At 64.4% G+C, this 17,974-nt stretch carries 16 protein-coding genes and 1 tRNA gene; 12 read left to right on the top strand and 5 right to left on the bottom strand.

The genetic code is table 11. From position 1 onward, the window contains the following. Positions 1-150: 150 nt before the first annotated feature. The 7 genes from FPV16_RS04295 to atpC all read left to right on the top strand — a co-directional run bounded on the left by FPV16_RS04295 (position 151) and on the right by atpC (position 6,582). Entirely contained in the window at positions 151-846 is a 696-nt protein-coding gene (locus FPV16_RS04295) for a DsbA family protein (RefSeq protein WP_227436350.1), read from the top strand. Positions 847-1,133: 287 nt separating this feature from the next. Beyond that, complete coding sequence (locus FPV16_RS04290; RefSeq protein ID WP_227436347.1) at positions 1,134-1,703, top strand: F0F1 ATP synthase subunit delta; 570 nt, start codon at positions 1,134-1,136, stop codon at positions 1,701-1,703. Positions 1,704-1,777: 74 nt separating this feature from the next. Then, positions 1,778-3,307 carry a F0F1 ATP synthase subunit alpha gene (gene atpA / locus FPV16_RS04285; RefSeq protein WP_227436346.1) on the top strand — a complete coding sequence of 510 codons (1,530 nt, stop codon included), beginning with the start codon at positions 1,778-1,780 and terminating at the stop codon, positions 3,305-3,307. A gap of 161 nt (positions 3,308-3,468) precedes the next feature. Further along, positions 3,469-4,344, top strand: a complete 876-nt coding sequence (locus tag FPV16_RS04280; RefSeq protein ID WP_227436344.1) for a F0F1 ATP synthase subunit gamma — start codon at positions 3,469-3,471, stop codon at positions 4,342-4,344. Between the two features lie 46 nt (positions 4,345-4,390). Then, positions 4,391-5,851: a F0F1 ATP synthase subunit beta gene (gene atpD, locus FPV16_RS04275; RefSeq protein WP_227436341.1), complete on the top strand. Its 1,461-nt coding sequence runs from the start codon at positions 4,391-4,393 to the stop codon at positions 5,849-5,851. A gap of 4 nt (positions 5,852-5,855) precedes the next feature. Then, positions 5,856-6,104 (top strand): hypothetical protein, encoded by a 249-nt coding sequence (locus FPV16_RS04270; protein WP_192215365.1) that lies wholly within the window; start codon positions 5,856-5,858, stop codon positions 6,102-6,104. Positions 6,105-6,180: 76 nt separating this feature from the next. Beyond that, complete coding sequence (atpC, locus tag FPV16_RS04265) at positions 6,181-6,582, top strand: ATP synthase F1 subunit epsilon (RefSeq protein ID WP_227436339.1); 402 nt, start codon at positions 6,181-6,183, stop codon at positions 6,580-6,582. Between the two features lie 12 nt (positions 6,583-6,594). Here the strand turns inward: atpC and FPV16_RS04260 are convergent, their stop codons facing one another. From FPV16_RS04260 to FPV16_RS04245, 4 genes are read right to left on the bottom strand one after another with little or no spacing between them, the layout of a single operon-like run. After that, entirely contained in the window at positions 6,595-7,860 is a 1,266-nt protein-coding gene (locus FPV16_RS04260) for a CCA tRNA nucleotidyltransferase (protein ID WP_227436338.1), read from the bottom strand. Further along, positions 7,860-8,117, bottom strand: a complete 258-nt coding sequence (locus tag FPV16_RS04255; RefSeq protein ID WP_227436336.1) for a DUF6111 family protein — start codon at positions 8,115-8,117, stop codon at positions 7,860-7,862. The genes FPV16_RS04260 and FPV16_RS04255 overlap by 1 nt, the downstream gene beginning before the upstream one ends. A gap of 33 nt (positions 8,118-8,150) precedes the next feature. Continuing rightward, on the bottom strand, positions 8,151-8,789 hold the full coding sequence (locus tag FPV16_RS04250) for a CoA pyrophosphatase (RefSeq protein WP_227436334.1): 639 nt from the start codon (positions 8,787-8,789) through the stop codon (positions 8,151-8,153). Further along, on the bottom strand, positions 8,786-9,376 hold the full coding sequence (locus FPV16_RS04245; RefSeq protein WP_227436332.1) for a DUF1285 domain-containing protein: 591 nt from the start codon (positions 9,374-9,376) through the stop codon (positions 8,786-8,788). The genes FPV16_RS04250 and FPV16_RS04245 overlap by 4 nt, the downstream gene beginning before the upstream one ends. 343 nt (positions 9,377-9,719) lie before the next feature. Between FPV16_RS04245 and FPV16_RS04240 the strand changes: the two genes are divergently transcribed. The 3 genes from FPV16_RS04240 (at position 9,720) to FPV16_RS04230 (ending at position 14,122) form a co-directional block, all read left to right on the top strand. Then, positions 9,720-11,867: a sodium-translocating pyrophosphatase gene (locus tag FPV16_RS04240; protein ID WP_227436329.1), complete on the top strand. Its 2,148-nt coding sequence runs from the start codon at positions 9,720-9,722 to the stop codon at positions 11,865-11,867. 209 nt (positions 11,868-12,076) lie between these two features. Then, on the top strand, positions 12,077-13,168 hold the full coding sequence (locus FPV16_RS04235) for an alkene reductase (RefSeq protein WP_227436327.1): 1,092 nt from the start codon (positions 12,077-12,079) through the stop codon (positions 13,166-13,168). 270 nt (positions 13,169-13,438) lie between these two features. Continuing rightward, the gene (locus tag FPV16_RS04230) at positions 13,439-14,122 is read left to right on the top strand and encodes an HAD hydrolase-like protein (protein ID WP_227436324.1); all 684 of its coding nucleotides are present in this window, start codon (positions 13,439-13,441) and stop codon (positions 14,120-14,122) included. A 1,140-nt stretch (positions 14,123-15,262) separates the two neighbouring features. Here FPV16_RS04230 and FPV16_RS04225 read toward each other — a convergent pair. Further along, positions 15,263-15,337 (bottom strand) — tRNA-Gln (locus tag FPV16_RS04225). Between the two features lie 89 nt (positions 15,338-15,426). Here FPV16_RS04225 and FPV16_RS04220 point away from each other — a divergent pair. Continuing rightward, positions 15,427-16,179, top strand: a complete 753-nt coding sequence (locus FPV16_RS04220; protein ID WP_227436322.1) for an SDR family oxidoreductase — start codon at positions 15,427-15,429, stop codon at positions 16,177-16,179. A 106-nt stretch (positions 16,180-16,285) separates the two neighbouring features. Next, complete coding sequence (locus FPV16_RS04215) at positions 16,286-17,920, top strand: peptide chain release factor 3 (protein WP_227436319.1); 1,635 nt, start codon at positions 16,286-16,288, stop codon at positions 17,918-17,920. The last annotated feature ends 54 nt before the right edge of the window (positions 17,921-17,974 follow it).

Raw genomic sequence — 17,974 nt, 5'->3', positions numbered from 1 at the left:
ACGATATCTCATCAACGGGATGATTGTGTCTGACGGGCCGATGACCTTTGTCGGCAGCCGCGGGCTGGATACCCTCTCGAACTGGGATTAAGAGGCGCGACCTGCGGTGCCGAATGATCGGAAACCGCGCACATTCGAGGCTTGGTTCCCATGACCATTGACCGTCGAACTTTCCTGGCCGGGTCCGTGAGCCTGGCCTCTCTGGTCGCCTCCTCCGGCGCGGGCGAGGCCCAGGGCTATGGCCAGACCTTCAAGGTTGATAACGACGACGGCCGACCGATCGCGAACACGCGGCTGCCGGGCGAGATCGTGGGGGAAATCCCCGCGCTGAAAGGCGTCACATACGTGGGTGCCCGCGAGGCGGAAATCACGCTCTACGAATTTTTTGACTACAATTGCCCGTATTGCCGGAAGGCGGCGGCCGACATGGTGTCGCTTGCCGCGAGCGACGCGGCTTTGCAAATCGGGCTCGTCAACAATCCGATTCTTTCGCCGCAATCGGCTCAAGCGGCGAAGGTCGGATTGGCGATCCAGCGCAAACTGGGCTCGGCCGCAGCCTGGACGCTCTACCAGAGACTGCTCGCCAAGCCGGGAAAGATCGACGGCACCGGCGCGCTGCAGGTTGCCGCGACCCTCGGCATGTCCGCCTCCGAAGTCGAGACGATCGCCGACAGCGACGAGGTCCGTTTGGCGCTGAAGGCGCAGATGCGGATGGCCGCCGATCTCGGTCTCGTGGCCACGCCCTCCTACGTCCTCGGCAATACCGGCCTTCTCGGACATCCCGGGGCAAAGTCCCTAGCCCGGATGATCGGCGCTATGCGGCGCTGCGATCAGATCGCCTGCTGACGGTCCTCGTCGATGGTCCTGGCCGATGCCCTCCGGCCAGCGCCTCACCTTCGCCATCGTTCGCGCGGATTGGGGATGACCGCACGACCGGGCTCCGCACAAGCTTATGCAGAGCCGTCTTCGTCTTGCGCCTCCCCAACACGCATGCTAGGCCCTCGCCGCGCCGGGAGGACGGGTTTCAGACCTGTATTCCGAGGCGGTTCCCACTCCTGACGGTTTCAGAGCCGATGCCACGATTGGCGTCACGGGCCGAGACCCCGGGCCGGATTAAAAAGAGAGAGTGGCGCGTGGCGCAGACCAGTTCCGAGGCGGGTTCCCCGGTTGCAGGCGTAGCAGGTCGCTATGCCTCCGCACTGTTCGAGCTGGCCCGCGACGAGCGCCAGATCGATGCCGTGGCGGCGAGCCTTCAGCAATTCGATGGCCTCCTGAAGGAGAGTGCCGACCTGACGCGCCTCGTGCGCAGCCCGGTCTTCACCGGCGAGCAGCAGGAAGCCGCCATCGGCGCCATCCTCGACAAGGCTGGGATTACCGGCCTCGGCGCCAACTTCATCCGTCTCGTCGCCGCAAACCGGCGCCTGTTCGTGCTGCCGGACATGATCCGCTCCTTCAACCGGCTCGTGGCCGCCTCGAAGGGCATCGTGCGCGCCGAAGTCACGGTGGCCGAGCGCCCCTCCGACGCCGTGATCGAAGAGATCAAGGCCTCCCTGCGCGATGTCGCCCGGTCCGAGATCGATCTCGACCTGCGGGTCGATCCGGCCCTGATCGGCGGTCTCGTCGTCAAGATCGGCAGCCGGATGGTAGATGCGTCCCTGCGGACCAAGCTCAACGGTATTCGACTCGCGATGCGGGAAGCCTGAGGTCGGCGCCCCGGCGCACGACCGCTCCCGTTTTCTCCACAGCAACTTCGTTCCGAATTTAAAGAGGCCAGACGATGGACATCCGCGCTGCCGAGATCTCCGCGATCCTGAAAGAGCAGATCAAGAATTTCGGCCAGGACGCCGAAGTCACCGAGGTAGGCCAGGTGCTGTCCGTCGGTGACGGCATCGCCCGCGCCTACGGCCTCGACAGCGTCCAGGCCGGCGAGATGGTCGAGTTCGAGTCGGGCGTGCGCGGCATGGCCCTCAACCTCGAGCAGGACAACGTCGGCATCGTGATCTTCGGGTCCGATCGCGACATCAAGGAAGGCCAGACCGTCAAGCGCACCGGCGCCATCGTGGACGTGCCGGTCGGCAAGGCGCTCCTCGGCCGCGTCGTCGACGCGCTGGGCAACCCCATCGACGGCAAGGGCCCCATCGCCACCACCGAGCGTCGCCGCGTCGACGTGAAGGCCCCGGGCATTATCCCGCGCAAGTCGGTGCATGAGCCGATGGCCACCGGCCTCAAGGCCATCGATGCCCTGATCCCCGTCGGCCGCGGCCAGCGCGAGCTCATCATCGGCGATCGCCAGACCGGCAAGACCGCCATCGCCCTCGACACCATTCTCAACCAGAAGCCGGCCCATGCGGGCACCGACGAGAACGCCAAGCTCTACTGCGTCTACGTCGCCATCGGTCAGAAGCGCTCCACCGTCGCGCAGTTCGTGAAGTCCCTTGAGGACAACGGCGCGCTGGAATACTCCATCGTCATCGCCGCCACCGCCTCCGACGCGGCGCCGATGCAGTTCATCGCCCCCTTCGCCGGCTGTGCCATGGGCGAGTATTTCCGCGACAACGGCATGCACGCCGTGATCGTGTACGACGATCTTTCCAAGCAGGCCGTGGCCTACCGTCAGATGTCGCTGCTGCTGCGCCGCCCGCCGGGCCGCGAAGCCTATCCCGGCGACGTGTTCTACCTGCACTCGCGCCTGCTCGAGCGCGCCGCCAAGATGGGCGACGCCGCCGGCAACGGCTCGCTGACCGCGCTGCCGGTCATCGAGACCCAGGCCAACGACGTCTCGGCCTATATCCCCACCAACGTGATCTCGATCACTGACGGCCAGATCTTCCTCGAGACCGACCTTTTCTACCAGGGTATCCGCCCGGCGGTGAACGTCGGCCTCTCGGTCTCCCGCGTTGGCTCGTCGGCCCAGACGAAGGCGATGAAGAAGGTTGCCGGCAAGATCAAGGGCGAGCTCGCCCAGTACCGCGAGATGGCCGCCTTCGCCCAGTTCGGCTCGGACCTCGACGCCTCGACCCAGAAGCTCCTGAACCGTGGCTCGCGCCTCACCGAGCTCCTGAAGCAGCCGCAATTCTCGCCGCTGAAGATGGAAGAGCAGGTCGCGGTGATCTATGCCGGCGTCAACGGCTACCTCGACAGCCTCCCGGTCTCGAAGGTCCGTCCGTTCGAGGACGCCCTGCTCTCGACCCTGCGCACCAAGCACGCCGACCTGCTCTCCAAGATCCGCGACTCGAAGGATCTGTCCGACGACAGCGCGAAGACGCTGAAGGGCGTCGTCGAGAGCGTCGCCAAGTCGCTGGCCTAAAGCTTGGCGACTTCCCCCTCCCATAGCGGGGAGGGGACTGGGGTGGAGGTGTGCCGGACCGGCCAAGACCTCTTCGACACCACCCCCACCACCGGCTCTTTCCCAGTTAAGGGGAGGAGAAATGGCGTCGAACCGCACCGAACGGATCTGGAAGTCACCCCATGGCGAGTTTGAAGGATCTGCGTAACCGCATCGCTTCGGTGAAGGGCACGCAGAAGATCACCAAGGCGATGCAGATGGTCGCCGCGGCCAAGCTGCGGCGGGCCCAGAACGCGGCCGAGAATGCACGCCCCTATGCGGAGAAGATGTCCCAGGTTCTCGGCAACCTCGCCGCGAACCTCATCGGTGGAGTCCAGGGACCGAAGCTTCTCTCCGGCACGGGCTCGGACAAGGTCCATCTCCTCGTGGTCTGCACGGCCGATCGTGGTCTCTGCGGCGGCTTCAACTCGTCGATCGTGCGTTTGGCCCGCGAGCACATCCGTGGGCTGAAGGCCGAAGGCAAGACCGTCAAGATCATCACCGTCGGCAAGAAGGGCTACGACCTGATGCGTCGTCAGTTCCGCGACGAGATCATCGAGAATCGGGACCTGCGCGGCAACAAGCCGGTGGATTACGACTTCGCCGCCGAGATCGCCAACAGCATCATCGCCCGCTTCGAAGCCGGCGAGTTCGATGTGGCGACGCTGTTCTATTCGCGCTTCCGTTCGGTCATCGCGCAGGTGCCGACCGCCCAGAAGCTCATCCCGGCCGAACTCCCTGCGGCTGGCGATACCGCTCCCGACGCAGCCCTGGAATTCGAGCCGAGCGAAGAGGCGATCCTCGACACGCTCCTGCCGCGCAACCTCACCGTCCAGGTGTTCCGGGCGCTCCTCGAGAACGCCGCCTCCGAGCAGGGTGCACGCACGGGTGCCATGGACTCCGCCACGCGCAACGCCGGCGAGATGATCAAGAAGCAGACGCAGATCTACAACCGCACGCGTCAGGCCATGATCACCAAGGAACTCATCGAAATCATCTCGGGTGCCGAAGCGCTCTAAGCGCTCCCCGTCGCCCTGACCGCAACATTTTCGAAGGACCCGTAACATGGCGAACACCGCTCTCCCCGGCGCCGGCTCCAACAAGCTCGGCAAGATCACCCAGGTCATCGGCCCCGTGGTCGACGTTCATTTCGACGGCCACCTGCCCGAGATCCTGAACGCTCTCGAAACCAAGAACAACGGCAACCGCCTCGTCCTCGAAGTGGCCATGCAGCTCGGTGAAAGCACCGTGCGCTGCGTTGCCATGGATACGTCGGAAGGCCTCGTGCGCGGCCAGGAAGTCACCGATACCGGCGAGGCCATCAAAGTGCCGGTCGGCTTCAACACCCTCGGCCGCATCATGAACGTCATCGGCGAGCCGATCGACGAGGCCGGCCCGATCGTCTCCGAGACCCTGCGCGCCATCCACCAGCCCGCGCCGTCCTACGCCGAGCAGTCCACCGAGTCGCAGATCCTCGTCACCGGCATCAAGGTGGTCGATCTTCTCGCTCCCTACGCCAAGGGCGGCAAGATCGGCCTGTTCGGCGGCGCCGGCGTCGGCAAGACCGTGCTGATCATGGAGCTCATCAACAACATCGCCAAGGTGCACTCCGGCTACTCGGTGTTCGCTGGCGTCGGTGAGCGTACCCGCGAGGGCAACGATCTCTACCACGAGATGATCGAGTCCAAGGTCAACATGGACCCCAAGGAGAACAACGGCTCGGCCGAAGGCTCCAAATGCGCCCTCGTTTACGGCCAGATGAACGAGTCCCCCGGCGCCCGTTCGCGCGTGGCGCTCACCGGCCTGACCATTGCGGAAGATTTCCGTGACCAGGGCCAGGACGTGCTGTTCTTCGTGGACAACATCTTCCGCTTCACCCAGGCCGGCTCGGAAGTGTCGGCTCTCCTCGGCCGCATTCCGTCCGCCGTGGGCTACCAGCCGACGCTGGCCACGGACATGGGTGCCCTGCAGGAGCGCATCACCACCACCACGAAGGGCTCGATCACCTCGGTCCAGGCCATCTACGTGCCGGCCGACGATCTGACCGATCCGGCGCCTGCTGCCTCGTTCGCCCACTTGGACGCCACCACCGTGCTCTCGCGCTCCATCGCCGAGAAGGGCATCTACCCGGCCGTGGATCCGCTGGACTCGACCTCGCGCATGCTCAACCCTGCCGTCCTCGGCGAGGAGCATTACGACGTCGCCCGCCGCGTCCAGCAGACCCTGCAGCGCTACAAGGCCCTGCAGGACATCATCGCGATCCTGGGCATGGATGAGCTCTCGGAAGAGGACAAGCTCACCGTCGCCCGCGCCCGCAAGATCGAGCGTTTCTTCTCGCAGCCCTTCTCGGTGGCCGAAATCTTCACCGGCTCGCCGGGCATCCAGGTCCCCCTGGCCGACACGATCAAGGGCTTCAAGGGCCTCGTGAACGGCGATTACGACGACCTGCCGGAGGCGGCGTTCTATATGGTCGGCACGATCGAGGACGCCAAGGAGAAGGCGAAGAAGATCGCGGCTGCGGCCTGAGCGCATGAACGCCAAGATCGGCCTCCTCCTCGTTGGACTCGTGGTCGGCGCCCTGGCCGGGTATCTCACCCGGCCACAGGCCGCCGAGATCAAGATCGGCGACTTCAGCCTTGAGGTTCAGGGTGACAGGCCGGCAGGGACTAACGGCGGCTCATTGACCACCGGCCAGATGCAGCACATCGGCATCTTCGCTGTGATCGGTGCGGCCCTCGGCCTCGGAGTTGGTTTCGTCGCCGGTCGGGCACGCGCCTGAAACCCATTATGGCGCAGGGCTCAGGCTGCTGCGCCATCGGTTCTAAATGACAACCCGAATCGGGACTCGCGACGTCATGGCCACTTTCCAGTTCGATTTCGTCGGCCCCGAGCGGACGGTCTATTCCGGTCAGATCGAGGCCGTGCAGCTCCCTGGCGTCGAGGGCGAGATGACCGTGCTGCCGGGTCATGCTCCGGTGCTCACCGCCCTCAAGGTCGGCGTCATCGTCATCAACGAGGCCGGCCATACCGGCAAGCGCGTGCTGGTGCGCGGCGGCTTCGCCGATATCGGCCCCACCATGGTCACCGTCATCGCCGAGCGGGCCAATCCGTTCGAGGAGATCACGCCCGATTCCCTCGACAAGGATATCGCCGCCCTCGAATTGCAGCGCGATGCCACCGAGGATTTCGCCAAGAAGGACGAGATCAGTGGCCAGATCGTCCAGCTTCAAGATGCCAAAGTCGCCCTCAACTTCTGAGTTTCGCCGCGCTCAGGCTTTCGAGCGAGCCGTGGCGATAGCGTGATCGAGGAGGAGCGCGCGCTCCTCCTCCCCAGATAGGCATCCCCGTTCCAGCCAGAGGGAACGGCTCGCGGCCAGACCCTGACCGACGGAGCGACCCGGCGGAATGCCCGCCCCGATGAGATCGGCTCCGCTTAGGAGAAAGACGGGTACCGGTTGGGTGCCGTCGAGGAATCGCTCGAAGGCCGAGCGGGCCTCCACGCTCATCTGACCTTTTCGGTGGTCATCCATCACGGCGACGACAAGGGCCAAACTGCCAAGATCCTGCGTGGCGACGAGCCGGCTTGTATCTGCAGCTTCAATCACAGGTAGACGCTCGATCGCCCGTCTCGCAGCCGCATACGCCTGAAGACTGGTGTATTCGTCGTTCGACAATCGCAGCGCTTGTCTCAGTCGCTCGGCATCGGCGTCGGAATCGACGGCCAGAGCGGCGAGCCGTGCGACAGCCCTCAGCGGCGAGCCATGAATCGCACTCGCCGAAACGGCCCGTTCCAGGCGGTCGAGATAACCTTCCGTCCCGACGATGCGCTTCAAGAGCCCGGCTCTTTGCATGTCCGCGACAGCCTCGACGGCGCCGGGCGCTTCCAGAAGCCTGAGGAGTTCCGCACGGACCCGTTCGCGCGACAGGCCGTCGAGGGCCTCCGCTGCATCGGTGGCGGCCCGTAAGCCTTCCTCATCGGGCGCTCCGATTCCGTAGCGGGCATGGAAGCGGAAGAAGCGCAGGATGCGCAGGGCATCCTCACGGATCCGGGTCGCCGCATCGCCGATGAAGCGTACGCGGCCCACACGAAGATCCGCTTCGCCTTCCGTCGTGTCGTGCAAGGCGCCGTCCCCGCTCAAGGACAGGGCGTTGATGGTGAAGTCACGGCGCTCGGCATCGCGCGCGAAATCGCGCCCGAATTTCACCACCGCATGCCGCCCGTCGGTCTCGATGTCCTCCCGCAGGGTCGTCACCTCGAACGCCCGACCGTCGAACAGGATCGTCACCGTCCCATGCTCGATGCCGGTAGGGATCGCCTTCAAGGAGGCGGCCGTTGCCCGCCGCATCACATCCTGGGGCAACAGGGTGGTGGCGAGATCGATGTCGGATTCAACCCGTCCGAGCAGGGCGTCGCGGACGGAGCCTCCCACGATCCGGGTTTCCTCCCCGTCCGCTTCCAGTGCTGAGAGCACGTGCGAGATGGCCGGATCCGCGAGAAGGGCTTCGAGCCCATCCCGCCGCAATTCGCGGCTCATCACTGGAAATGACCCGGAACGACCTGACCGTTCTCGATCCTCGGCGGAACGTAGCCGCCGCGATGCTTCTCGCCGGTCAACCCCACGATGACCAGAGACAGGATCACCAGAACGAGCCCGCCCATGGTCAGGCGGAACACCGATCCTTCCCAATGGGCGCCGTGGCGCGGGTTGCGGCCCCTGATCGCGAGATAGACGCCGAACAGCACGAAGGGCAGCAGGAAGATGAGGGCTTCTTCGAAGAGGCGACGGATCATGGGGCTTTCGCGGGGTGGTGGAAGGCCGTCATGTCACGGAAACAGGCGTTCGTGGAGATTGTTCACGATCCCCGCCGTCACACCCCAGATCATGCGGTCCCCGAAAGGGATCGCGTAGTAGCGCCGTGGGCGATCCTGCCAGACTCCCACGCCGAGCCGGCGACGAATCGGGTCCATCAGGCGAGCCAGGGGGACTTCGAACACGTCCGCCACCTCGGCCGGATCGAGATCGAGCCGTGCCTCTCCCGTGCAGAGCCCCACCACCGGCACCACGAGGAAGCCCGTGGCCGACAGATAGGGGTCGAGATAGCCGAGGATACGGATGTCGTCGGGCCGAAGGCCGATCTCTTCCCGGGCCTCGCGCAGGGCGGCATCGGCCGGGCTCCTGTCGGAGGGTTCGATCTTGCCGCCGGGAAAGGCGATCTGGCCGGAATGGTCACGCAGGTGCGAGGCCCTGACGGTGAAGAGCACGGAGAGTTCCGCGTCCCTGACGATGACGGGGACCAGCACCGCCGCCGGCCGGTGCGGTTTTCCCGGAGGGATCGCGATGCCGATGGGATCGAGGTCGTGATCGCCGCGCGGGTTCGAGATCGGGTCGTCGGCTTCGGGCGGGGTCGGGGAGAGGCCCCGCCCGGCCCTGTCGAGCAGGTCCGACAGCGCGTCGAAACTCATGCGCTTTCGCTGGGGGCGACGGCGTGAAAGCTGCCGCCGCCGGCAATGCCGAACCATGAGACGCCGTCGACCGGGCGTACCTCTCCCAGCGCCAGGAGATCGTAGGTCGTGGCGCGGGTGAGGAGCGCCCAGAGACCACTGCGCACATGGATATAGGGGCGCAAGCCCCCGTCGCCGCCTTCCTCAAAGCGAAGGGCGTGATCGGAATCGACGGTGACGAGATCGTCGACATTGGTGCGGAACGCGATGCGCCGGGCCTCGCCTTCCCCCTCCGCCGCCATCTCCACAGCAGCGAAGGGCGCATCGTCCACGACGATGCCCACGCTTTCCGCCGGCGTCACCAGGACGATGCGGCCATCGGGCTCCCGCCGCAGGATGGAGGAGAACAGCTTCACCAAGGCCGGGCGGCGGATCGGCGAGCCATTGTGGAACCAGGTTCCGTCCGCGGCGATCCGCATGTCGATCTCCCCGCAATAGGGCGGGTTCCAGCGCTCCACCGGCGGCAACCCGCGTTTGGGTATCCCGTCGAGCGCCAGGCTCAGCCGGGCGAGAGCCGGGTCCGGTGTCTGCTGTTCCGCCTGAGTCATGATCTCAGGAGATAACGCGTTTCCACGATTTTGAAACCGCTCACTGGTTGGGAATCGATGCCGGAGCGCGTGGAGGCTTTCAAAGTTTCGCTGCGCTGCATCCTGCTTCGAAGTAGGATGCGAACACATGCTAATACGAATGATTTCAATCAAACTCTTAGCGTTTTGTGCGATGCAAAAATATTCGTCGGAAAAATAGCTCGACAGGATTTGCTCTTGTCTCGGAAGTTTGGCACTCAGAGTAGGCATCCCAGGGAGGGAATGCCTAAAACGCGTCAAGCGCCTCGTCCCACGGCCAGCCAGCCGAGCTTCGTCATCACGATAACAACGCAAGGACGGTAGAATGACCGCATTGTTGCTTATCATCCTGGGGGGGCTGTGTGCCGTCGCCTACGGGGTCATTACGATCAACGACGTGATGAAACGCGATGCCGGCACCCAGCGGATGCAGGAGATCGCCGGAGCCATCGCGGAAGGGGCGCAGGCCTACCTGCGTCGGCAATACGCCACGATTGGCATCGTCGGCGTGGTCCTGTTCGTGGCGCTCGCCTATTTCCTCGGGCTGAAGGTCGCCATCGGCTTCCTCATTGGCGCGGTGCTCTCGGGAGCGGCTGGCTTCATTGGGATGAACGTGTCGGTTCGCGCCAATGTCCGCACGGCACAGGCGGCCTCGACTTCCCTCGGCGCGGGGCTCGACGTCGCCTTCAAGTCCGGCGCCGTCACCGGCATGTTCGTGGCCGGTCTCGCGCTCCTCGGGGTCGCACTCTATTACACGTTCCTCACCCGCGTATCGGGCCTCGCGCCCGCCAGCCGCGAGGTCATTGATTCCCTGGTAGCGCTCGGCTTCGGCGCTTCGCTAATCTCGATCTTCGCTCGTCTCGGCGGCGGAATCTTCACCAAGGGCGCCGATGTGGGCGGCGACCTCGTCGGCAAGGTCGAGGCCGGAATTCCGGAGGACGATCCGCGCAACCCTGCCACCATCGCCGACAACGTGGGTGACAATGTCGGCGATTGCGCCGGCATGGCGGCCGATCTGTTCGAGACCTACGCGGTGACGGTCGTCGCCACCATGGTGCTCGCTGCGATCTTCTTTGCCGGCCAGACCGATGTCGGCGGCCGCAACGTGCTGGAGGCGATGCTGCTCTACCCGCTCGCGATCGGCTCGGCTTGCATCCTCACCTCCATCGCCGGCACCTATGCCGTGCGCCTCGGGGCCAACCAGTCGATCATGGGAGCGCTCTACAAAGGCCTCATCACCGCCGGCGCGCTCTCCATCGTCGCCATCGCGCTGGTCAATTTTGCGCTTTTCGGCGGCTTCGCCACTGAGTTCAAAACCAATGCCGGGGTTACCTTCACCTCCGGCGGCCTGTTCGGCTGCGCCGTGATCGGCCTCGTCATCACTGCGCTCATCGTGGTGATCACCGAATACTATACCGGCACTAACTTCCGCCCGGTGAAGTCCATCGCTGACGCCTCCGTCACCGGCCACGGCACCAACGTGATCCAGGGCTTGGCGATCTCGCTGGAATCCACGGCCCTGCCGGCATTGGTCATCGTGGCGGGCATCATCTCCACCTACTCCCTGGCGGGTCTCTTCGGCATCGCCATCGCCGTCTCCGCCATGCTGGCGCTCGCCGGCTTCATCGTCGCCCTCGACGCGTTCGGTCCCGTCACCGACAATGCCGGCGGTATCGCGGAGATGGCCGGCTTGCCGCCGGAAGTCCGCAAGTCCACCGATGCGCTCGATGCCGTCGGCAACACCACGAAGGCCGTCACCAAGGGCTACGCCATCGGCTCGGCCGGTCTCGGCGCCCTGGTGCTGTTTGCCGCCTATACCAGCGATCTGGACTACTTCATCGCCAATGCGAGCCCGACGCAATACCGTTTCTTCCAGGGCGTCACCGTCGATTTCTCCCTGTCGAACCCCTACGTCGTCGTCGGCCTCCTGCTCGGTGGCCTGATCCCGTTCCTGTTCGGCGGCATGGCGATGACGGCGGTCGGCCGCGCCGCCGGCGCGGTGGTCGAGGAGGTGCGGCGGCAGTTCCGCGAGAAGCCCGGCATCATGGCGGGCACCGACCGTCCGGATTACGGGCGGGCCGTCGACATGCTCACCCGCGCGGCGATCAGGGAAATGATCCTGCCTTCGCTCCTGCCGGTCCTGTCGCCCATCGTGCTGTTCTTCGCGATCCAGGCGATCGCGGGCAAGAACCAGGCCTTCGCCACCGTGGGCGCGTCCCTGCTCGGCGTCATCCTCACCGGCCTCTACGTGGCGATCTCGATGACGTCCGGCGGCGGCGCCTGGGACAACGCCAAGAAGTACATCGAGGACGGCCACCACGGCGGCAAGGGCTCCGATGCGCACAAGGCGGCGGTGACGGGTGATACCGTTGGCGACCCCTACAAGGACACGGCGGGTCCCGCCGTGAACCCGGCGATCAAGATTACGAACATTATCGCACTGCTGCTGCTCGCGGTGCTCGCCCACCTCTGAGGATCGTATCCGCGCCGTTGATCGGGGCACCGCTCCAACCGTCCGCATCGCAGCGATGCTCCGAGCCAGGGCGTGCGGCGGCGCACAACTGGCACCGCATCGTATGGTCGTGACCCCTGACGGTCTCTCGTATGCGCCATAATTACGGACATCGAAGGCGCGCCCGGAACGGTCGCGCCTCCACTGCCGTAGTCTGACGAGAGATCTTCATGCCTTCACTGAACGATCCGATCCGCATCGGCGCGATCGATGCCAAGAACCGCATCTTCATGGCGCCTCTCACCCGTGGCCGCGCCACCCGAGAGCATGTGCCGACCTCGATCATGATCGAGTATTACACCCAGCGCGCTGGCGCGGGCGTGATCCTCACGGAGGCGACGGGCATCAGCCAGGAGGGCCTCGGCTGGCCCTTCGCGCCGGGCATCTGGTCGGATGAGCAGGTCGAAGCCTGGAAGCCCGTCGTGAAGGCGGTCCATGAAGCCGGTGGCAGGATCGTCTGCCAGCTCTGGCATATGGGGCGGGTAGTGCATCCGAGCTTTAATGGCGGCAAGGCGCCGATCTCGTCCTCCGCCACCACGGCGCCCGATGAGGCCCATACCTACGAGGGCAAGCAGCCCTATGCCGAGGCCCGCGCCCTGCCGGTCGACGAAATTCCGCGCCTCCTGGCGGATTACGACCGCGCGGCACGCAACGCGATTGCAGCCGGTTTCGATGGCGTCCAGATCCACGCAGCGAATGGCTACCTCATCGACCAGTTCCTTCGCGACAACACCAATCACCGCGACGACCGCTACGGCGGCTCCATCGAGAATCGCATCCGCCTGCTGACGGAGGTCACGCAGACCGTGGCCGACGCCATCGGTAAGGACCGCACCGGCGTGCGCCTGTCGCCGAATGGCCAAATTCAGGGTGTGGACGATTCCAACCCGGACGCCCTGTTCGGTGCCGCCGCCGCCGCTCTCTCCAAGATCGGCATCGCCTTTCTCGAACTGCGCGAACCCGGCCCGAACGGCACCTTCGGCAAGCCGAACCACCCGCCGGTCGCCCCCGTGATACGGAAGGCTTTCGACGGTCCGCTGATCCTTAATTCGGATTACGATCCCGCCGCCGCCGAGGGCGCTCTTGCCGACGGCAAAGCCGATGCCATCGCCTTCGGTCGGCCGTTCATTGCCAATCCCGATCTCGTCAAGCGGATCGCCGAGCATGCGCCCCTGCAGAAGGACGTGCAGGCGACGTGGTACAGCCAGGGACCGGAGGGCTATATCGACTATCCGACGCTCACCGAGTCGCGAGCGGCCTGATTTCCTAAGACTGCGTCGATTGCGAAGCGGTCGGCTCGGAGGAGATAACCTATCCTTCGGGCCGATGCTGTTTGTCGGTCCTTTCCCGATGAACTGGAATGACCGCATGGACCAACGGACCCCTCGACGATTTTTGTGGCGAAGCGGTGGCGCGCACGCATTGGCGATCCCGAATGCCGATGTGGTGACCCGGAGCCGGCATCGCGATCGCGGACTTCATCGGCAGGCGCGGGCCGGACAACGGCTTTTCTCGTATGGGTCGGCTGCGTGATGGGCAAACCCTACGGGCTGGTCGTCTTCGATTTCGACGGAACGCTCGCCGATACGTTTCCGTGGTTCTGCAGCGTCATCAACGGTGTCGCCCGTCGCTACCGCTTCCGAGAGATCGATCCCGCCGAGACCGAGGCGCTTCGCGGCCTTTCCGCCCACGCCCTCATTCGCGAACTCGGCGTGCCTGCATGGAAGCTGCCTTTCATCACCCGGCACATGCAGGGCCTCGCGGCCCGCGACATCGATGCGATCACGCTCTTTCCCAGCATCCGCGATATGCTTCTCAGTCTTGATGAGGCCGGGATCATCCTCGCTATCGTCAGCTCGAACAGCGAGGCCAATATCCGTCACGTGCTGGGGCCGTGTGCCGCTCGTTTCCGTCATTATGCCTGCGGCGCATCGATGTTCGGTAAGGCCAGGCGCCTGACGGCGGTCATGCGCAAGGCGGGCGCGCAGGGAGGCGTCATCTATATCGGCGACGAGCTGCGCGACCATGATGCGGCCAGGGCGGCCGGATGCGATTTCGGAGCCGTATCATGGGGATACACGCGATGGGATGTATTGGCCGCTGGGCGGCCGGACGCCCTTTTCGAGCATCCTAGCCATGTCTCCGAAGTGATCTGCTCGACGGAACTCCGGAGATCAAACCCGGCGGCATCAAACTTGTATGAAGGTTCGTCATGAACAGGGAGGTCGGGCTCGATGCAATGCCCAAGACCGGCGCGATGCGCAAACCTGCGATACCGTCTGCGACAACGGGTATACGCGATGTCTGGTCAGTGTTCTTCCGACGCAGGGGATCGCGGCGTTTGCGGCGCGGACAGCCATATCGTGGCGCGGCGACGTTCGCCTGGAAAACGGACGGTAGAGAGTCTGATCGGTGGCCTGCGGGCAGCCTATCAGCTCGATGACCAAGCCAAGACCTCGGAGGATTTCGCGGACGTCATCGGTCGCCTGCGCCAGTGTGATGACAAACCACGGTAGCCGAACCGGCGCCGTCCGAACGACACATTCAAAATCGCGGGGTCCAGCGCTCAGTCTTCGACAAATCTCGACGCCCTGGCGCACGGAGCATTGATCACGCCGGCAGCCAGATCATTGGGAGTGGGAATTCGATACGGAGGATGCGCCCGTCGCCCGGTGGTCTTTCAATCTTCCATCATACGAACGATCCGTTCGCCAAAAAGGCGAATCATGCATAGGACGAGCACTGGAACCAGTGCGATGGCCCCGATATTGGGCCCAAGAAGAAACGAAAGACCGACTCCGAGGCCGGCTGTGAAAGCGGCTGGCACCATGGCGAACTCACATATTGTTATCGTTGGCTGGCGAAACACCGCGACGATATCCGCTTTAAAATGCAGGACCAAGCAGAAAAATTCCATTTTTAATATGGATCAATCAATTCTTTCGAACTAGGTAGGTTTATTATGCCACACACCCGATAGAAATCATCACCCGCATCGCGATGGGCCTATTAAGACTTTTCTAAATTTCGTATCCGTCTCATTTGTTTTATAGTAAGGAACTTACTTACAGATGGCAATCTACAATGCCTCGATAAGACTTTAAGTTTCTGCCATATAAGTAAAATCAGAATTTTAAACCAAGTATTTATTTTCGTAATGATTATATGGTTCGTAAGTTGTCTGTAGTAGATAATGGTGCTGCAATATAAATTATAAATTCAGTGAGTATAAGCAGGGTACTCGATCCGTTCGATTGTCAGTCCAATCGATGAGGAACGACTATCGCAGGCGACATTCCGCGCCGGGACTGTGAGCGACAGCCTCGCGCGCCTGCGAATTGGCCCGTTTGCGTGGATGGCTGGGGCGGGAGGATTCGAACCTCCGGATGGCGGTACCAAAAACCGCTGCCTTACCACTTGGCGACGCCCCATCGACGCAAGGCCGCGCGTTGTCTAGACGCCGCGTCGGCCCGTTGCAACAGCCTGTTCGCTCCGGTCGATACGGAAATGGAGAGGGCGGATGTCGAAACGCATCGCGATCGTCACGGGGGCGGGGTCCGGGATTGGGCGGGCGGTGTCGCTCGGGCTGGCGCGAGCGGGCTTCGCTCTCGCCCTGGCTGGCCGTCGGCGCGGGCCTCTCGATGAGGTCGCGGAAGCGGTGCGGACGCTCGGGGCGGAGACCTTGCCCGTGGAGACCGATGTCGGCGATGCCGCCGCCGTGGAGCATCTCTTCGCCGAAGTGAGGGCGCGGTTTGGACGCCTCGACCTCCTGTTCAACAATGCCGGGCTGTTCGCACCGTCCGTGCCGCTGGACGAACTGATGCTGGCGCAGTGGCAGGCGGTGGTGGATGTCAACCTCACCGGCGCGTTCCTCTGCACGCAGGGCGCGTTCCGGATGATGAAGGCGCAGAGCCCGCGCGGCGGCCGCATCATCAACAACGGCTCGATCTCGGCCCAGGTGCCGCGCCCGAACTCGGCGCCCTATACGGCCACGAAACACGCGATCACCGGCCTGACCCGGTCCACCTCCCTCGACGGACGCGACCACGACATCGCCTGCGGGCAGATCGATATCGGCAATGCCGAGACCGACATGACGAAGCCTATGGCGGCCGGCATCCGCCAGCCGGACGGATCGCTGAAGGTCGAGCCGGTGATGGACGCCCGTCACGTGGCGGATGCGGTGGTCTACATGGCCGGATTGCCCCTCGACGCCAACGTCCAGTTCATGACCGTGATGGCAACGAAGATGCCCTATATCGGCAGGGGTTGAGGCCTTCCGCTTTCGCCGTGTCGCCGTTCGCATTACAGACGGGACACGCGCCCGACCCGCACAGACAAAAACCCGCCCCGGCGGACGAGAGAAGCAACCGCCCGCGATGTTGATGCAGACAGAACCCAAGGACGCGACCGGCAAGGAGGCCGATAGGGCGAAGGATCCCGTCGCCCGCCGCCGCACCTTCGCGATCATCTCTCACCCGGATGCGGGCAAGACGACGCTCACCGAGAAGCTGCTCCTGTTCGGCGGCGCGATCCAGCTCGCCGGCGAGGTCAAGGCCAAGCGCAACCGCGTCTCCACCCGGTCCGACTGGATGGGAATCGAGAAGGAGCGCGGCATCTCGGTGGTCACCTCGGTGATGACCTTCGAATATGGCGATTGCGTCTTCAACCTCCTCGACACGCCGGGCCACGAGGACTTCTCAGAGGATACCTACCGGACCCTGACGGCCGTCGATTCGGCGGTGATGGTGATCGATGCCGCTAAGGGCATCGAGGCGCGCACGCGCAAGCTGTTCGAGGTCTGCCGCCTGCGTGACATCCCCATCGTCACCTTCATCAACAAGCTCGACCGTGAGGCGCGCGATCCGTTCGAACTCCTCGACGAGATCGAGAAGACCCTCGCCCTGGACGTCGCGCCGGTGACTTGGCCCATCGGCCGGGGACGGAGCTTTGCCGGCACCTACGACCTCGGCAACGGCCGTGTCCGCCGGCTCGATGCCGCCGACGACGCCGGCACTGTGGCCGTGTCCGGCGTGGACGATCCGCTGTTCGACCAGTTGCTCACTGAAGAGGGCGAGGTGGCCACGTGGCGCGAGGAGGCGGAGCTCGCCGAATCCGGGCTGAAGCGGTTCGATCTCGAGGCGTTTCGCGAGGGGCACCTCACGCCGGTCTTCTTCGGTTCGGCCCTGCGCAATTTCGGCGTGCGCGATCTCATCGACGGGCTCGCCCGCTTCGCGCCGCCCCCGCGTGGGCAGGATTGCGACAAGCGGCTGGTGGAGCCGACCGAGCCGAAGATGACCGGCTTCGTGTTCAAGATCCAGGCGAACATGGACCTCAACCACCGCGACCGCATCGCCTTCATGCGTGTCTGCTCGGGCAGGCTCAGCCGTGGGATGAAGGCCAAGCTCGTGCGCACCGGCAAGCCGATGTCGCTCTCCGCACCGCAATTCTTTTTCGCTCAGGATCGTGCCATCGCCGACGAGGCCTTCGCCGGCGATGTGGTCGGCATCCCCAACCACGGCACCCTGCGCATCGGCGACACGCTCACCGAAGGCGAGGAGATCGTGTTTCGCGGCGTGCCGAGCTTCGCCCCGGAAATCCTGCGCCGGATCAAGCTCACCGACGCGATGAAGGCCAAGAAGCTGCGGGAAGCGCTTCAGCAGATGGGCGAGGAGGGTGTCGTCCAGGTCTTCCGCCCGCACGATGGCTCGCAGGCGATCGTCGGTGTCGTCGGCGCGCTGCAGCTCGACGTGTTGAAGGAACGGCTCCAGGCCGAGTATGGCCTGCCTATCGATTACGAGCCGACGCGCTTCTCGATCTGCCGCTGGATCGAATCGGATGCGGAAACCGACCTCGATGCCTTCGTCGGCACGCATGGCTCGGCGATGGCAAGCGACCTCGACGGGGCCCCCGTCTTCATGGCGACCACCGCCTTCTCTCTGCGCTACGAGGAGGAGCGTGCGCCGAAGGTGCGCTTCACCGACATCAAGGATTACCAGAAGCGCGCGGTCTGAGCCCGGGCGGGAACATCATGCAAAAAGGGCCGCGCAGCTTTCGCCGCGCGGCCC

Origin of the sequence: Methylobacterium sp. W2, assembly GCF_020662345.1 — a bacterium.
In the GTDB taxonomy this organism is placed as follows: domain Bacteria; phylum Pseudomonadota; class Alphaproteobacteria; order Rhizobiales; family Beijerinckiaceae; genus Methylobacterium.
Note: the sequence above shows the minus strand (reverse complement) of the source record. Positions and strands in the feature narration are given on the sequence as shown.

What these genes read in the sequence shown, in the direction of transcription:
- FPV16_RS04245 (WP_227436332.1), bottom strand. Translation starts at nt 9,376, where the DNA reads ATGACTCAGGCGGAACAGCAGACACCGGACCCGGCTCTCGCCCGGCTG.
- FPV16_RS04235 (WP_227436327.1), top strand. Translation starts at nt 12,077, where the DNA reads ATGCCTTCACTGAACGATCCGATCCGCATCGGCGCGATCGATGCCAAG.
- FPV16_RS04255 (WP_227436336.1), bottom strand. Translation starts at nt 8,117, where the DNA reads ATGATCCGTCGCCTCTTCGAAGAAGCCCTCATCTTCCTGCTGCCCTTC.
- FPV16_RS04295 (WP_227436350.1), top strand. Translation starts at nt 151, where the DNA reads ATGACCATTGACCGTCGAACTTTCCTGGCCGGGTCCGTGAGCCTGGCC.
- FPV16_RS04230 (WP_227436324.1), top strand. Translation starts at nt 13,439, where the DNA reads ATGGGCAAACCCTACGGGCTGGTCGTCTTCGATTTCGACGGAACGCTC.
- FPV16_RS04240 (WP_227436329.1), top strand. Translation starts at nt 9,720, where the DNA reads ATGACCGCATTGTTGCTTATCATCCTGGGGGGGCTGTGTGCCGTCGCC.
- FPV16_RS04280 (WP_227436344.1), top strand. Translation starts at nt 3,469, where the DNA reads ATGGCGAGTTTGAAGGATCTGCGTAACCGCATCGCTTCGGTGAAGGGC.
- atpD (WP_227436341.1), top strand. Translation starts at nt 4,391, where the DNA reads ATGGCGAACACCGCTCTCCCCGGCGCCGGCTCCAACAAGCTCGGCAAG.
- FPV16_RS04270 (WP_192215365.1), top strand. Translation starts at nt 5,856, where the DNA reads ATGAACGCCAAGATCGGCCTCCTCCTCGTTGGACTCGTGGTCGGCGCC.
- atpA (WP_227436346.1), top strand. Translation starts at nt 1,778, where the DNA reads ATGGACATCCGCGCTGCCGAGATCTCCGCGATCCTGAAAGAGCAGATC.
- FPV16_RS04220 (WP_227436322.1), top strand. Translation starts at nt 15,427, where the DNA reads ATGTCGAAACGCATCGCGATCGTCACGGGGGCGGGGTCCGGGATTGGG.
- FPV16_RS04260 (WP_227436338.1), bottom strand. Translation starts at nt 7,860, where the DNA reads ATGAGCCGCGAATTGCGGCGGGATGGGCTCGAAGCCCTTCTCGCGGAT.
- FPV16_RS04250 (WP_227436334.1), bottom strand. Translation starts at nt 8,789, where the DNA reads ATGAGTTTCGACGCGCTGTCGGACCTGCTCGACAGGGCCGGGCGGGGC.
- FPV16_RS04215 (WP_227436319.1), top strand. Translation starts at nt 16,286, where the DNA reads ATGTTGATGCAGACAGAACCCAAGGACGCGACCGGCAAGGAGGCCGAT.
- atpC (WP_227436339.1), top strand. Translation starts at nt 6,181, where the DNA reads ATGGCCACTTTCCAGTTCGATTTCGTCGGCCCCGAGCGGACGGTCTAT.